At 47.8% G+C, this 16,527-nt stretch carries 12 protein-coding genes; 8 read left to right on the top strand and 4 right to left on the bottom strand.

Annotated elements, in window-relative coordinates:
* The first annotated feature begins 10 nt into the window (after positions 1-10).
* The 3 genes from AB8S08_RS08200 to AB8S08_RS08190 all read left to right on the top strand — a co-directional run bounded on the left by AB8S08_RS08200 (position 11) and on the right by AB8S08_RS08190 (position 5,123).
* Positions 11-1,600, top strand: a complete 1,590-nt coding sequence (locus AB8S08_RS08200) for a dihydrolipoyllysine-residue acetyltransferase (RefSeq protein WP_369742470.1) — start codon at positions 11-13, stop codon at positions 1,598-1,600.
* A gap of 211 nt (positions 1,601-1,811) precedes the next feature.
* Positions 1,812-2,576, top strand: coding sequence for an EAL domain-containing protein (locus tag AB8S08_RS08195; RefSeq protein WP_369742469.1), 765 nt, complete (start codon positions 1,812-1,814; stop codon positions 2,574-2,576).
* A gap of 18 nt (positions 2,577-2,594) precedes the next feature.
* Positions 2,595-5,123, top strand: a complete 2,529-nt coding sequence (locus AB8S08_RS08190; RefSeq protein WP_369742468.1) for a two-component regulator propeller domain-containing protein — start codon at positions 2,595-2,597, stop codon at positions 5,121-5,123.
* Between the two features lie 23 nt (positions 5,124-5,146).
* Here the strand turns inward: AB8S08_RS08190 and AB8S08_RS08185 are convergent, their stop codons facing one another.
* Both AB8S08_RS08185 and AB8S08_RS08180 read right to left on the bottom strand, forming a co-directional pair.
* On the bottom strand, positions 5,147-5,932 hold the full coding sequence (locus AB8S08_RS08185) for an SDR family oxidoreductase (RefSeq protein WP_369742467.1): 786 nt from the start codon (positions 5,930-5,932) through the stop codon (positions 5,147-5,149).
* A gap of 5 nt (positions 5,933-5,937) precedes the next feature.
* Positions 5,938-7,485: an AbgT family transporter gene (locus AB8S08_RS08180; RefSeq protein ID WP_369742466.1), complete on the bottom strand. Its 1,548-nt coding sequence runs from the start codon at positions 7,483-7,485 to the stop codon at positions 5,938-5,940.
* Positions 7,486-7,558: 73 nt separating this feature from the next.
* Between AB8S08_RS08180 and rnhB the strand changes: the two genes are divergently transcribed.
* The gene (rnhB, locus tag AB8S08_RS08175) at positions 7,559-8,134 is read left to right on the top strand and encodes a ribonuclease HII (RefSeq protein ID WP_257119957.1); all 576 of its coding nucleotides are present in this window, start codon (positions 7,559-7,561) and stop codon (positions 8,132-8,134) included.
* A gap of 116 nt (positions 8,135-8,250) precedes the next feature.
* Positions 8,251-10,464: a YfaP family protein gene (locus AB8S08_RS08170; RefSeq protein WP_369742465.1), complete on the top strand. Its 2,214-nt coding sequence runs from the start codon at positions 8,251-8,253 to the stop codon at positions 10,462-10,464.
* Between the two features lie 79 nt (positions 10,465-10,543).
* Here AB8S08_RS08170 and argE read toward each other — a convergent pair whose 3' ends face one another.
* Entirely contained in the window at positions 10,544-11,701 is a 1,158-nt protein-coding gene (gene argE / locus AB8S08_RS08165; protein ID WP_369742464.1) for an acetylornithine deacetylase, read from the bottom strand.
* Positions 11,702-11,774: 73 nt separating this feature from the next.
* Positions 11,775-12,350, bottom strand: coding sequence for a hypothetical protein (locus AB8S08_RS08160; RefSeq protein ID WP_369742463.1), 576 nt, complete (start codon positions 12,348-12,350; stop codon positions 11,775-11,777).
* Positions 12,351-12,522: 172 nt separating this feature from the next.
* Between AB8S08_RS08160 and AB8S08_RS08155 the strand changes: the two genes are divergently transcribed.
* The 3 genes from AB8S08_RS08155 (at position 12,523) to AB8S08_RS08145 (ending at position 16,432) form a co-directional block, all read left to right on the top strand.
* On the top strand, positions 12,523-13,455 hold the full coding sequence (locus AB8S08_RS08155) for an isopenicillin N synthase family oxygenase (RefSeq protein ID WP_110075409.1): 933 nt from the start codon (positions 12,523-12,525) through the stop codon (positions 13,453-13,455).
* Positions 13,456-13,521: 66 nt separating this feature from the next.
* A complete protein-coding gene (locus tag AB8S08_RS08150; protein WP_369742462.1) occupies positions 13,522-15,243 on the top strand; it encodes a 5'-nucleotidase C-terminal domain-containing protein in 1,722 nt (573 codons plus the stop codon).
* Position 15,244: 1 nt separating this feature from the next.
* Complete coding sequence (locus AB8S08_RS08145; protein WP_110075407.1) at positions 15,245-16,432, top strand: multidrug effflux MFS transporter; 1,188 nt, start codon at positions 15,245-15,247, stop codon at positions 16,430-16,432.
* Positions 16,433-16,527 lie beyond the last annotated feature (95 nt).

Raw genomic sequence — 16,527 nt, 5'->3', positions numbered from 1 at the left:
GGCCCATGCTATGAGTAAAGATTTTATCTTACCAGACATCGGCGAAGGGATTGTCGAGTGCGAAATCGTTGAATGGTTGGTACAAGAAGGCGATAGCATCAAAGAAGATCAGCCGGTGGTTGATGTGATGACCGATAAAGCCTTGGTACAAATTCCCGCCAAAGAAGATGGCGTGGTGGCTAAGTTGTATTACGCCAAAGGTGATATTGCTAAGGTTCATGAACCATTGTTTGCCATTGCAGGCCATGCTGATAGTGAGTCAGCTAGTGCCGCTGAACCAGCGGTAGCAACAGAAGCACCAGAAGCAGCAGCATCTGCGACTGATAGCAGCAGCGTGACGGACTTTATTTTACCGGATATTGGTGAAGGTATTGTTGAGTGCGAAATCGTTGAATGGCAAGTGCAAGAGGGCGATGTCATTGAAGAAGATCAACCTGTGGTTGATGTGATGACAGATAAAGCTTTGGTACAAATTCCAGCGAAAGAATCAGGAGTGGTTGAGAAACTTTATTATCAACAAGGTGATATTGCTAAGGTACATCAGCCCTTGTTTGCTATTCGAGTAGCGGGCGGCGCAGCTGCACCAGTAGGCGCAAAGGCAGTAACTGCAGCGACCGCTGAGCTTGGTACTTCAGAGCAAAGCACTTCAGAACGCAGCACGACTGACAATAATGCGCCGGCACAACGTCCAGGCAAGGCTATCGCCAGCCCTGCTGTGCGACGTCGGGCCCGTGAGTTAGATATTGATATTAGCCAAGTGAAGGGCTCCGGCGCTAAAGGCCGAGTACTTAAGCAAGATGTAGAGGCCTTTGCCCAAGGTACTGAAAATGCTGCTGCCAGTGCAACAGTAAATGCAACCGCACAGCCAACAGCAACCTCGAGTCAGGCTGTAGGTGGTAAGCGAGTAGAAGCTATTCGAGGCGTTAAAGCCGCAATGGCTAAACAAATGATGCGTTCAGTGAGTACTATTCCGCACTTTACTTATGCGGATGAGTTTGACCTAACTGCAGTCATGGCGCTGCAAAAACAGTTAAAAGAGCGCTACGCTGATCAGGGTATTCGCATCACCATGATGCCGTTCTTCATTAAAGCTTTATCGCTGGCGTTAAAAGAGTTTCCGGTGATGAATGCCCAGGTCAACGATGACTGTACCGAAATCACTTATTTTGACGACCATAATATTGGCATGGCAGTAGATACTAAAATCGGTTTGCTGGTGCCTAATATTAAACAAGTACAGAATAAGAGCATCATTGATATTGCTAACGAAGTAACTCGATTAACCCAAGCCGCTCGTGAGGGCCGCGTCGCCCAAGAAGATATGAAAGGTGGAACTATCTCTATCTCAAATATCGGGGTGATTGGGGGCACAGTTGCAACGCCTATTATCAACAAGCCAGAAGCAGCAATTGTGGCCTTAGGTAAGGTGCAAGAATTGCCACGCTTTGATGCGCAAGGGCAAGTGGTTGCACGTAAAATCATGACGGCAAGTTGGTCAGGCGATCACCGTATTATCGATGGTGGAACTATTGCACGCTTTAATAAGCGTTGGCAGGAGTTTTTGGAAGATCCAACCAGCATGTTAGTGCATATGATCTAGCTGGTAGCGCCAGCTTATTCTGAAGACCTTTCCTAAAGGATAAGAGCCGGCCTAAAAGCCGGCTTTTATTTGGATAAAAATTAAACTAGAGTTAGCCAGGAAAGCTTGTGATAACTTATATTGGTTGTCAGCAATTAAAGATTTTGTCATCGTTGCCGATAACTCGCCATTAGATAATTAACCTTGTAACGGAATTCAAAAAAGGCGGACTATGGAATTTCCTGAGTCGATAAAGCAACAAACCTGCCGGGATTGTTTAAGCGGTAAAACGCTTGGTTTTGAAATCAAAATGGCATTTCAGCCGATTGTAGACTGGCACAAGCAGGCTATTGTAGCTTATGAAGCTTTAGTGCGAGGTCCTGAAGGGCAAGGTGCTGGCTGGGTGTTTGAACGCGTCAACGATGATAACCGCTATTACTTTGACCAAGCCTGTCGGGTTAAAGCTATTGAAACAGCTGCACGCTTAGGGTGCCAAGCCTATCTTAATATTAATTTCTTACCAAATGCCGTTTATAGTCCCGAGACCTGTATTAAAGCGACGATAGAAGCCGCCGATTTGTATGGTTTTGATTTAACTAAGCTGGTGTTTGAAGTCACCGAAAGCGAACAGATCATCGATAAAAATCATTTGCAGCGAATTTTTAATAGCTATTCTAAACGAGGCTTTAAGACGGCCATAGATGATTACGGTTCAGGCTATGCACGGATGGACTGGCTAGTGGATTTGCGGCCTGATATTCTAAAACTGGATATGCAGCTTATACGCGATATTGAACAGCATCCGGACAAACAAAAGATGGTCAAACAAGTGGTGCAACAATGCCTGCTACAAGGGACACAAGTGTTGGCGGAAGGTATTGAAACACGAGCGGAACTCGATTGTATTTTAGCTTTAGGGATTCACTTGGTGCAGGGCTATTATTTTGCGAAACCAGAGCTGGAACATTTAGCTAGCGTGCCTTTTTCTAGTCTTTAACTTGTCGAGTTATTCTCCATGAATCCAGTTCAGTTTTCTGGTTGGCGCCTAGGTTTAAAGCTGCTTAGCTTTGGCGTGCTTGGTTTAGTTGCTATGGCCGGCGCGCATGCCGCCTCGCTCAGTTCGACATCAACCTCACCATCGACACCATCAGCAGCGTTATTAGAACAGCCCCTAACAGCTAGCGCCATTGCCGAAAAGGCACTGGGGCAGTATGCGGTGCGTACGTGGAACACCCGTAATGGGCTCCCTCATAACTCAGTCAATAAAATAGCCCAAGCTAAAGATGGCAGTATCTGGCTTGCCACGTGGGAAGGCCCGGTACGCTATAACGGCCAGACTTTTCAAATCTATGCTGACACCGCAGAAACTAAGATGCCCGAAGCAGGCGCTCTTGATGTATCTATGTCACCTAACCAGCAGCTGATTCAAGTAGCGGGAACTCGCGGTGCGGTCGTGCGATTTGATGGGCAACGTTGGGATTACGTCAAAGTTGGTGATGGTTATATTTTTGAAACCTTGATCGATCAGCAACAACACTTTTGGGCAGCCTCGACCGCAGGTCTTTATCAGGTAGATAGTAGTGACCAAGGGCAACATAAATTGTATACCCAAACCGAAGGGCTACCAGCTGACTTTACCTTTCGTATTCACCAAGCCCCTCGTAGTTATCGCGAAAACGCCGGCGTATGGGCCGGAACGCGCTTAGGCCTCGCCTATTATCATGCTGCTACTGACAGCTTTGTCCAAGAGCCAAGTGTACCGGCTACTCAGGTGCGAGCCATGCTAACTTTGGCCAATGGGACGTTAGTGGTGGCAACTGATGAGGGCGTCTTTTTTCAACGTGCCTTAGGCGAGCCGTTTCAACCTTGGCCCGTGCCGATTAAAGATCGCGTCACCAGTTTAGTTGAAGGCCCCAATGGTTGCCTTTGGGTCGGTACCTTTACGCAGGGTTTAGGCAGGTTTTGTCTTAATTCTGAGCAGTGGTTATCGGTAGAAGATGGCTTACCGAACTCACACATCAACGATCTTTTTAAAGATCGAGATAATAATCTATGGATTGCTAGCCATGGTGGCTTGGTGCAGTTGCGCAATACTTTGTTCAGCAGCTATACCCAAACTGATGGTATCAAGGGTAATAATGTTCGCGCTATTGCCGAAGATGCGCAGGGGGCGATTTGGATTGGTACCAATGACGGTATCAGTCGGCAGCAGGGCGACCGCTTTGTCGCTGTTGCGGGGCAATCAGATACCAACAAAGTTTCAGTGTTAAGCCTGGCGCGTGGTTCGGAACAGTTGATGTATGTTGGTTCTTATACCAGCGGTTTGTTGCAATTAAGCCAGCAAGGATTGAGTGCCAGCTTAACCGCAGCAAATGGGCTTGATAGCAACGAAGTTAGAATCGTTAAGGTGTTACCTAGTGGACATCTGTTGTTGGGCACCCCAGAAGGACTCAAGTTAGTTGCCGCAGAGTTCGGCAAGTTAACTGTCTTGGATAGTTTAAATTCCGCGAACGGTTTGCCAGGTGATTTTATCTCATCTATTACCATCGACCCTAACGGTGGAATTTGGCTGGGTTCAACGCTCACACTCATGTATTTACGCCCACAGGTGGCCGATCCACTAGCCCAGCTAGCGACTACGCCATCGTTTAATTTGTGGCAGCCCGAGGCAGTAGATCTACCAGCTTTTACTGGTGCGCGTAACGTCTTTGCTGGCGTGGTCCACCAACAACGTTTATGGTTTGCGACAGATCATGGTTTAATCACGCGACCCTTAGCGAGTGACGACTGGCGCTGGTTGTCGCGTCGTGATGGGCTGCCCTTTGATAAGGCTTTTTCGATTAACTTTGATAGTAACCATCATCTTTGGTTAGGGAGTTCTCAGGGGATCGCACGCTTAAGCCGCCAGACCCTTGATGGTTGGTTGAATAGACGTATCACCAACATAAGTTACCAGCGCTTTTCAGAAGCTGATGGCATGGTTACGCGGCAACTGACTACCGGTGGGCCTGCCTCTTTAGTGAGTGACAGCAATCAGTTGTGGTTTGCCTCTGCACTTGGTGTGATTGCTGTGAATCCAGCCCAGGCGCAAGCGAATGATGCTGAGGGTAATAAGCCTGAGCCTGTATTGCTAGAAGCTATTAACGCGGATAAGCAACTGCTGCTAGCTCCGCAATACGATGCAGCGCAGTCTGTGGACGACCTACAATTAACCCCAACCACGAAGCGTATTACCTTTTCCTACGTCAGCATGACCTATGCTATGCCGGAGCAGTTAGAATATCAAACGCGCTTGGTTGGTTTTGATGATGACTGGATAAATCGTGGCAGCGCTACCGCAGTGGAATACACCTCGTTACCTCCGGGTAATTATCGCTTTGAGGTGCGTGCACGCTATCTAGGTGGGCAATGGAATGAACCCACGGGTATCAAGTTTAGCCAACAAGGGCGATTCTTTGATCAACGTAATGTGTGGTACGCATTGGTGGTACTGGCATTACTACTTGGTGGGGTATTAGGCTGGCGCTTGACCAGCAAGCGCTGAAGCTTGCTGGTTCATCAAGCTAATTATCGATTGGCAACCATACGACGCACTAGCCCGGGAGCAAAGCGTTGTAACCATGGCGCCAGTTTGGATACGCCTGAGCCCACCACCACCTCAGCTTGTTGCTTAGCGATGGCGGCTAACGAGCGTTTGGCACATTCTGCTGCTGAAATGCCCCCAGCATTATCAGGGTCAGCATGACCCAACGCTGAGCCGTCACCAGTAAGGGAATTGTGCGCCACTTGGGTGTTGATAAAACCAGGTAAAATAGAAGTGACCACCAAACCATGGCTGGTCATTTCAGCCCTTAACGAGTCCATAAAGCCAATCACCCCAAACTTAGCACCATTATAACCACTGCGGAGTTTGGTTCCGACTTTGCCGGCAACGCTAGATACCGTAACTATGTGTCCAGCCCGCCGTTCCACCATCCGCGGTAACACCAATTTGGTTAGCGCAATCACGGCAAAATAGTCAATTTCCATTAATTGCCGATAGACTTTTAAGTCGGTGTCTAGAATCAACGAACGTTGCGAAACACCGGCATTATTGATGAGGATATCGATAACTTGATCACCCAAGGCCGCCTGTGCTTGTGCCGCCGCATGCTCCGGCTGATTCAAATCAAGAGCCAAGATTTGGTGGCGCTCTGGATGAGCAAGTTGTTGCCGTACTTGCTCTAATACCTCAGCGCGACGCGAGGTTAAGATTAAATGAGCCCCAGCGTCGGCTAGCTGTTCAGCCATGGCTAAGCCGATGCCTGAGGAGGCACCGGTTAGCCACACGGTTTTACCTTGAAAGTAACTCATATCAGTTAGCCTGCAGGGTAAATGTAGTTAGCTTGAATACCTAGTGGGAAACCAATCATCCAGTAAATGATTAAAAAGGCGGACCATAGAATCAACAAAGTAAAGGTAAAGGGTAGCATCATAGCTACTAACGAACCGATACCAGTACCCTTCACATAGCGCTGACAATACAGCACCACTAACGGGAAGTAAGGCAATAACGGGGTAATAATATTACTAACCGAGTCACCTACACGATAGGCAGCCTGCGTTAAATCAGGTGAGTAACCTAATTGCATCAGCATAGGTACAAAAATTGGCGATAACAGCGCCCACTTCGCAGATGATGAGCCCAAGAATAGATTGATAAATGCTACCAGCATGATCAAGCCAACCATGGTGACTCCACCAGATAACTGCAGTGAACTTAAGAACTGGGCACCTTTGATAGAGAGCAGAGTTCCTAGGTTAGAATCGCCAAAGGCTTTAATGAATAACGCACAGAAGAATGCCATGACCATGTAGTAGGCCATGTCTTCCATCGATTTACTCATGGCTTTAATGACATCTTGTGAGTTTTTAAAGTTACCAGAGATATAGCCGTGCACTATGCCTGGTACGATAAAGAGCAAGAAAATCAACGGGACTATCATTTGCATCAGCGGTGCCGCAAAAGATGCTAACTCGCCAGTTGGATCTGCTAATGGAGTATTTTCTGCCGTGGCGGCAAAGAACAGGGCAACTAAGCCCAAAACCATGGTCAAGGTAGCAGCATAAAAAGCTTTACGGTCACGAGGCGTAACATCGTCTAGCACTGGCATATCTTCTTGATCACCATCAATTGTGGCGGTCTTCTTTAACCGTGGTTCAATCACTTTATCGGTTAAAAACCAACCCACAGCAACCACCACCAGCGATGATGCAGCGGTAAAGAAGTAGTTATTGAGCGGATTTAACTGAATAGAAGGGTCGTAAATTTGCGCAGCCGCTAAGGTATATCCCTGCAAGAGCGGATCGATAGCGGAAGGTACAAAGTTTGCGCTAAAGCCACCGGAAACCCCGGCAAAAGCTGCTGCAATACCAGCAAGAGGATGGCGTCCTGCAGCGTAGTAAATCACCCCGCCTAACGGAATAACCAACACATAACCGGCATCTACGGCGGTATGGCTGACAATTGCAATAAGAATGAGGACCGGTGTGAGCAGCATTTTTGGCGTGACATTAAGCATCAGTTTAATGGCTACGTTAATAAAACCACTGCGCTCAGCTACACCCACCCCAAGCATCGCAACCAAAACGACGCCTAAGGGCGCGAAACCCATAAAGGTATTGACCATGTTGGCGAGGAAGTCAGCCATTTTGTCGCCCGCCAGCAAGTTTGTGATTTCCACATTATTGCCCGTAAGCGGGTGGATAGCATTAAAGTTAATGCCAGCGAGCAGGTAACTGAGTACCCACACAATCACCAATAAGCCAAAAAACATGACGGCAGGATCAGGTAGTTTATTACCTACCCGTTCAACTTTGTCGAGAATGCGATTAAGCAAGGTAGACGATTCTTGCGAACCAGACATGAGAAAACCCCTTGTTGTATTGTTATTATGATTAAGACGAAAGTATCATACCCCATGTTCCTTCAACAACAAGATGAAAGTTATGATTTGTGGTACTGATGAGGCAGGGCGCGGCCCTATTGCCGGGCCTGTGGTGGCAGCAGCGGTTATTCTAGACCCTGCCAAGCCGATTGTGGGCATTAATGATTCGAAAAAGCTCTCGGAAAAAAAACGTGCAGCTTTGAGTCTCGAGATCAAAGAAAAAGCTTTGTATTGGGCGATAGCGCAATGTAGTGCTAGTGAAATTGATGACCTTAACATTTTGCAGGCTTCGCTGTTGGCGATGCAACGAGCCGTGGCAGGGCTGCCAGTTGCGCCAAGTATGGTGTTAGTGGATGGCAACCATGTACCGCAGTTACAGGTGCCAGCCCAGGCAGTGATTGGTGGGGATGGCTTACATGAATGTATTGGCGCTGCTTCGATTTTGGCCAAAGTAGAGCGCGACCGACAAATGTTGGAGTGGCACCAGCAGTTTCCTCACTATGATTTTGCCAAACATAAGGGCTACCCAACCCCTGCACATCTGGCAATCTTGCGTGAACAGGGGGCCTGCGTCATCCACCGTCGCAGCTTTGCGCCAGTAAAGCGCGTTTTGGGTAGTGTTAGTTAGACAAATTCTTACATTAAAAGAAATGCTTATAAAAAATCTATCGGCTTTTATTTACACAATACTAACACTTGACTATGTTTAATTTAGCTTCGGCTACATAAACTAAGGAGAGTGTGATGAAAATATCTGCAACTTATCAAGGGCTGCAGCAATCGTTAAAAGTGATGGCATGGGTTGCCTCTTTAACGTTACTTGCTGCGTGCTCTAGCGATAGCAAAGATGATGACCCAGTAACCCCACCACCGCCGCCGCCGCCACCACCGGCCAGTTATACTCTGGCTGGCACGGCAACGGGCTTGGCGGGCGCAGTTGAGCTCAGTGCTAACGACGAGAGTCTAACCGTAAGTGAAGATGGCGATTTTGCTTTTACCACCGAATGGGACGATGAAACTACAGTAGACCTAGCGGTAGTAGCAGCCCCAGACGGGCAAGTTTGTACGATTGATCCTGAACAAGTGACCTTTGCCGGAGAGGACATCACCGATTTAGCCTTAACCTGTGAAGACGAGGTGGTGGCTCCAACCTTTGCCATGCAATGTACAGTTGCTGGTAATAGTCGTGAACTAACACTCAACTACAGCATTAATGGAGAAGCCTACAGTCAAGCGCTTACTACCGGAGATGTGCAGTTAGAGCAGCCGGTCAGCCCAGGTGATCAGGTGCAATTAAGTGTGGATGAATTAGTTGGCCATACCTGTAGCGTTACGCCAGCGGAATTTACTGTAGGTGAAACAGCGCCTTCCATAGAGGTAACTTGTTCGACCTTTGGCTCTGTCTCCGTGTTGGTCACCGACTATCAAACAGCGATGCCAATTGCTGATGCTTCGGTAGAAGCTTATGTATTCAGCGGCGAGGCTGGTGCTGCAATTGAAGACGATAGCGCCTATTTGTTACTCGACAATGTGCAAACGAACAGCGAAGGACGAGTTACTATAAGTGGTGTCGGCTACCAAGAGCGCCTCGTGTTGCGCGCTGTTGCTGATGGTTTTGCTAGCCGTTCAGATGTAGCGCGCACCAGTACTGAAAACCCTATTACCAGTACCTCGGTAGCGATGATAGCCGTGGATGCTCAAGTTAATTTTGACGCCGCCGCAGCTACCATGGTGACGGTTACTGATTCACCGATGGCGGTTGATTTGCCAGCTAATGCGTTTGTTAATGCTGCCGGTGAAGTGGTGACCGGCGAGGTGACGGCGAAGTTGACTAATATCGATGCTTCATCGGATCCAGACATCATGCCCGGCGAGTATGAAGCCTATGATCCAGAGCAAGATGTGGTGCAACTGATTGAGTCGTTTGGTGCTATTGACGCTAGTTTTACTGATAGCAGTGGCGGGGCTATTAACCTTGCTGAGGGTACCCAAGCTACTATCCGCATCCCACTAGCGCAACGGGCGACAGCACCGCCGGCAACGATTCCGCTTATTCACTTCAATGAAGTCACGGGTATCTGGGAAGTTGAAGGCGAAGCAACCTTGCAAACCGATAGTAGTAGCGGCGATCAGTATTATGAAGGTGTGGTTGGACATTTCTCCACTTGGAATGCAGATGTGCTGTTTGATTCGATTCGAGTGAATGGTTGTGTTTTTGAAGAAGATGGTGTGACACCGCGTCGTAACGTTCGGATCCGTGCGGAAGGGGTGAATTATATCGGTCGCTCTTCGGCTTATACTAATGCTGAGGGTGATTATTCGATTCGGGTACGCCCCAATAGTCAAATCCTAATCTCAGTGGATGACGCCAGTGGCATCAGTACCACCTTCCCGTTAGTTACGGGTAGTGAAGATATGACCTTGCCAGAGTGCGTAGTCGCGGTGCCAGGAGCCATGCGGGTTACTTTAACTTGGGGCGAAAATCCACGTGATTTAGACACTCATTTTATGGGACCTACCGTGCCGAATGGCGAGGCCAGCACTGAACGTTTTCGTATCTACTACAGTAATCGTAATCAAACCATCAATGGTGTCACCATAGATTTAGATGTTGATGATACTTCGAGTTACGGGCCTGAAGTTACTACGGTACCAGCTTTCCCGTATCCTGGTATTTATCGCTATGCCGTGCATCATTACAGCGGCAGTGGCACTGTGTTCCAATCGCCTACGCGGGTAGAACTACAGGTGAACGGTGAGAACTACGTTTTCGCACCCAGCCAAGATGAAGATACCGATGGTACTAATGATACCTGGATCGCGTTTGATCTAGAGGTTGCTGAGGATGGCAGTGTTAGCGTGATTCGAGTGGACCAGTATGTACCTCGTGCTAACTCAGATATTGGCAATGATGGTGCTAATAGCATGATGTTGTTTCCTGAAAAGTCAGTAGACTAAGCGCTATTCTTTAGCACACAGAAAAGCCCGCATGCAGCCTTAATGGTGTATGCGGGCTTTGTTAATTGTGAGAACGGCTCTATAAACAGATGCGTTGAATTAACTCGCGCAATTGATTTTGTGCCGGAGCAATTTCATCAATGCGAATGTATTCATCAGGCTGATGGGCTTGGGCAATGCTGCCGGGGCCCATAATAATGGTCTGACAGCCTAACTCTTGCACAAACGGCGCTTCAGTACAGTAATTAGCTGGCTCCGCTTGGTTGCCAGTAAGTTGTTGTGCGAGCTGCACAATCTTTGAATCAGGCTCACAGCGATAGCCAGGAATCGGCTCATGCATGTGTTCTAAACAAATTGCGCCAGGATACTTAGCTTTTACTTCGGTTAAACGTTGGTCGATGATGCCGTATAAATCGCTGATATTCATGCCTGGCAGGGGGCGCATGTCGAGGTGTAATTCGCAACAAGCACAAATACGGTTAGCCGCATCACCGCCATGAATAGCGCCAAAATTTAGGGTCGGATAGGGCACCACAAAAGTACTATCATGATAGCGTTCGCGAAATTCTTGCTGTACGACACGTAATTCCGTGATCACATCGTGCATCACTTCAATGGCATTGATGCCCGCGGCAGGATTGGAACTATGTCCGGATTTGCCGGTAACCCTGATGGCCTCGGTTAGATGGCCTTTGTGGGCGGTGACTGGCACCATATTGGTCGGCTCACCAATCACCGCATAAGCGGGTTTTAAGTGGCCAAATGCATCGAGCTCACGAGCCCCGGCCATGGTGGTCTCTTCATCTGCCGTGGCGATAATATAGAGGGGCTGACGAAGCTTGGTTAAATCGATACCTCGTAGTGCTTCTAATACAAAAGCGAAAAAACCTTTCATATCAGCACTACCAAGCCCATATAAACGGCCGTCGGCTTCACGAAGTTTAAAAGGATCGTGAGTCCACCGACCTTCGTCCCAGGGCACTGTATCAGTATGACCAGCGAGCAGTAAGCCGCCGCTGTCGCAGCCGTCGGGTACGTAATGAGCCAACAAGTTAAATTTACCGGCCTGATGGTCGAGTTCATGCACATCGATTTGAAAACCAAGAGCTTCAAACCAACGGGCTAATTTTTCGATAACGGGCTTATTGCTGGTGTCCCAGCTGGTATCAAGACAGGAAACAGAAGGGATCGCAATAAGATCGCGATACATTTCTAAAAAACTAGGAAGCTGTGCCATAAATTGCTCCGTACGTCAGCATCATTCATGGACACAGCATACCTCATATTCTTAAAAAGGGTAGGGGCTAGGCTTAGAAGTGGTAGCTTGCTCGCAAGCGTAAGCCATCACCAAATTCATCATCCTGATAGCCGACACCAACCGACAGATTATTTTGGAGATAATAGTTCACCCCAACTTGATACTGATTGTCGGTACCAGCATCGCTGTAATCTACCCAACCCGCGCCAGCATAAACTTCAAATTGGTCAATACGTTGACGCAGAATGCCTTCAACGCCCCAAAAACTGCTATCTACGGGGCCCCAATCGACGTTACCAGCGCGTACGCCAAGATCAGCTGTTAAGCCTTGGCTTAACCAAAAATAACGGGCTAATTTGATGCCGAAGGCATCGTTGCTTCCGGCAGTATCGCTATCAAAATTACGGTAGTAACCACTCACGTAATAAGGACTGCTAAATTCATAACTACCTTGGGCAATGATGCTATCACCACCATCATGATTGGTGATACCAATGCTGCCATAGTTGTATGCCGAATAACGAGGACTCGTTTGGGCATTATTACTGCTCTGCGCAAAGCTAGCTGAGCTGGCCATAAGAGCCCCCGTTGCGACCATAGAAAGCATGATTTTATTTAGCAATTTCATCGTGATTCTCCTCACTTTTTTACTGCATTTTTGCTACACTACGAGCCTAACATTAGCAAGCGTAAGGTAACTTACCTAGTGGGTTTACTGAACCTTTACCCAGCCAGCCCCTTGGTTTTAAGTACTTTATTCGTTTAAATCTTGATGACACACCGCTTTGGATAAACAACCGATGAATTCAATACCGCACATTGATATGAGCCTGTATGGGCAAGACTTTGATGCATTTGCACAGCATGTTGGCGCTGGCTACGAGCAACATGGTTTTGTAGCTTTAACTAAACATGGTATCGAGCAACAGTTGATTGATGATGCACTCGATATTTGCCGTGATTTATTTGCGTTACCTGAAGCGGTGAAAAAACAGTACCATATTCCTGGCGGTGGCGGCGCACGTGGTTACACTCCATTTGGAACTGAGATTGCAAAAGATGCTAAACATGTAGATTTAAAAGAGTTCTGGCATGTTGGCCGGGAAATCGAAGGGGTTGCACCGTACAAGCAATTAACGCCGAACGTATGGCCACAAGAGCTTCCTGCTTTCAAAACCAAAATTTTAAAGCTTTATGAAGCACTCGATGCGTTGGGTTTACAGGTACTTGAAGCTTTAGCTGTGTATCTAAAACAGCCTCGAGATTTCTTTCACGATAAAGTAAATTTTGGTAACTCCATTTTACGTCCGTTGCACTACCCACCCATCATCGATGAGGGCACACCATCAGTGCGTGCAGGTGCTCATGAAGACATTAACGTGTTAACGCTACTGGTTGGCTCACGTGAACCTGGGTTAGAAGTCTTAGCCAAAGACGGTAGTTGGATTCCGGTGACCATCATCGAAGGCGCTATTATCTGTAACGTGGGTGATATGTTACAGCGTTTAACCAACGGGGTGTTGCCATCAACTACCCATCGCGTGGTGAATCCACCGGCACCATTCAGTGCAAAATCGCGTTACTCCATTCCATTCTTCTTGCACTTTAATCCGGATGTGATGATCACTCCGTTAGCAAGTTGTATTAGCGATGAAAACCCACAGCGATTTGAACCTATCAGCGCCGATGATTATTTGCTTGAGCGGCTGCGTGAAATTGGTTTAATTAAGTAAGCTAAATCTTAACGCTTGGGCATGAGTTGTGGTGTGAGTTTAATCTTAAATGGGAGTGGTAAGTTGATGTTGAAACGTATTGGAATAGGCTTAGTTGGGTTGCTCTTAGCAAGTTGTGCGCAGGTACAACAACCGCAGCCGTTTCAGTTGGCCGTAGCCCATATTAACGACCACCACTCGCACCTGGTGCCAAGACAGCGAACGGCTATCAGTTACAAAGGCGAAGACCACCGCTTGCAAAGTGGTGGTTTTGCCGCTGTGGCAGCTGCTATTGAAGACATTCGGAATAAACATCAGCATGTGTTAACCCTGCATGCGGGAGATGCTATTACCGGCACTTTGTTCTATACCCTGTTTAATGGTGAAGCAGATGCGGCACTCATGAACCATGTGTGCTTTGATGCTTTTGCCTTGGGTAACCACGAGTTTGATAGTGGTGACAAGGGCTTGAAAACCTTCTTGGATTTTTTAGCGATGAGCGACTGCAGCACGGTGGTGCTAGGTGCTAATGTTGAGCCAGAAGTAGGCGTCTCACCGCTTACGCCAAAAACGCGCTGGGACAGCTTTCAGCCTTATACGATTTTCAATGTTGGCGGCGAAAAAGTAGGTCTGATCGGGCTAGATATCGCTATCAAGACGAAAAACTCATCGCAACCCGATGCAACCACTACGTTTGCTGATGAATATACTACAGCCGCTTACTATGTTGCTGAATTGCAGCGGCTGGGGGTTGAAAAGATTGGCTTGTTAACTCACATTCAATATCGCAACGATTTGACCTTAGCTGAGAAGTTACCTGCTATTGATTTTATTGTCGGTGGTGATTCACACACCTTGCTTGGCGATTACGCACGTTTTGGTTTACCTAGTGTTGGCCCCTATCCGATGCAAACAGTGAATCTTGATGGTGACCCTGTGTGTGTCGTTCATGCGTGGGAATATAGCCAAGTGGTGGGTGAGTTAGTGATAGACTTTAACGGTGATCAAGTAGCGAGCTGTGGCGGTCAATCACACCTTTTATTAAGCCCAGATGCGCCCCATGCATTAGCCCAATTACCGCAATTTTGGGCAAAAGCAGGGGATAGCGAAGTAACTGAGCTGTTAAGCGGCTATCAGGTTCAGTTAGAAGAATTAACCATGCAGGTTATCGCTGACGTACCTGAACGCTTGTGTCTTAAGCGGATGGGTCCAGTACCCGCGCAATGTGGGTCAGGAACTTATTCAGATGCTCACCGCGTTGTCGCTGAGGCTTTTCTAGCAAGTGCGCCACAAGCTGATTTCGCTCTACAAAATGGCGGTGGCGTGCGTAACGAAATTAAATCGGGCCGTTTTACCGTTGCCGATGCCTATGGTCTTTTACCCTTCTCCAACACTTTGGTAGAAGTGCAGATTAGCGGGGCAGAACTGCATCAGGTACTCGAGCAAGCATTGGCTTATGCCGTCTCCGCTGGCGGCTCTGATGGTGCTTATCCGCATGGTGCGGGGGTAAGATTTGCGGTTGATATGAAGCAACCCGAAGGGCAGCGTGTTAGTCAGCTCGCTGTGCAAAATCGCCGCAGTAAGGCTTGGCAGCCAGTACAGCCAGAGCAAACTTATATCATGATCACCAACAGCTTTTTAGCCGGTGGTAATGATGGTTGGAAGTTGCTGGCTGATTTGCAAGCACAAGGCCGCGTTAACGATACTTACGTAAATTATGCGCAGTCTTTTGTAGACTGGGCGCGAGCACAACAAACCATTAAACGACCTAGCGAGCATAGTACTCTTAGCTACCAGCCGGTGCAGTAACATGCCGGTAACCGTATCTAATACAGCACGCTTTGATATTGTGGTGGTGGTGCTGGCGCTACTCACTGCTTTTGGTCCGCTCTCTATTGATATGTATTTACCAGCTTTCGGTGCTATCGCCGAAAGCTACAATACACCTACGAATCGTGTTGAGTTATCGCTAACGTCATTTTTTCTCGGCCTCTTTATTGGCCAGTTACTGTACGGAACAGCATCGGATCGGTTTGGTCGAAAACCGCCTCTTTATTTTGGCTTGGCGTTGTATATTGTTACCTCCCTTGCTTGTGCTTATGCGCCCAATCTTGAAAGCCTCATTGTGTTGCGATTTTTACAGGCGATAGGCTCTTGTGCAGGCATGGTTATTGCGCGAGCTATGGTGCGAGATTTGTATACGCCACAAGCTTCAGCCCAGGTGTTTTCGTTTTTGATTTTGGTGATGGGGATAGCACCGATCTTAGCGCCCTTGATGGGCGCTTATGTTACTGCTGCGTTTGGTTGGCAAGCTATTTTTATTATTGTGGCCGCGCTAGCGGTAGCGTGTTTGGCGATAGTTCATATTCGCTTGCCAGAAACACGTTTACCCAACCAAGCCGTACGAATTAGATCAAGTTTGCCCATTTATTGGGGCGTTCTGCGCGACCGCAGCTTTTTGCGTTATTCGTTAAGTGGTGGCATAGCCCAATCAGGCATGTTTGCCTACATCACCGCATCCCCCTTGGTGTTTATTGAACACTTTGGTTTGTCGCCCACCCATTATAGTTGGCTCTTTGGCTTAAATGCTGTAGGCATTATTGGGCTATCGCAATTGAATGCGTGGTTATTACGACGTCATGATTCTCGCAAAATTCTGAATAAATCACTGCCAGTATTGGGTTTGATTGCCTTAGTACTGTTTATCGCCGGGCATTATAACTGGGGCTTTTGGGGCGTTATTATCCCACTCTTTATGTACATCAGCACGCTAGGTATGGTGTTTCCAAATGCCATGGCAGGAGCGTTAGCAGAGCAGCAAGAGCGAGCCGGTTCGGCTTCTGCAGTAACCGGAAGTCTGCAATTCTTGATTGCTGGCATTATTTCTGCGTTGGTGAATGTGCTGGGACACTACGACCCGTTAGCTATGCTTTATATGATGGGAGCCTGCGGTCTTACTGCGGTGGTCATGTATCGAGTCTTACGCCGTCCAGCCTAAGGCTCTAGATAGGGATTGAAGCTATAGTTATCCAACGAAAAAGCCGCTCGAAAGTTCGCGCGGCTTTTTTATGGCTGGGTTGATATTTTCCCGAC

It is taken from the genome of Pseudidiomarina sp. PP-1MA, assembly GCF_041200125.1.
In the GTDB taxonomy this organism is placed as follows: domain Bacteria; phylum Pseudomonadota; class Gammaproteobacteria; order Enterobacterales; family Alteromonadaceae; genus Pseudidiomarina; species Pseudidiomarina fusca.
This window is presented reverse-complemented; position numbering and strand designations above follow the sequence as displayed.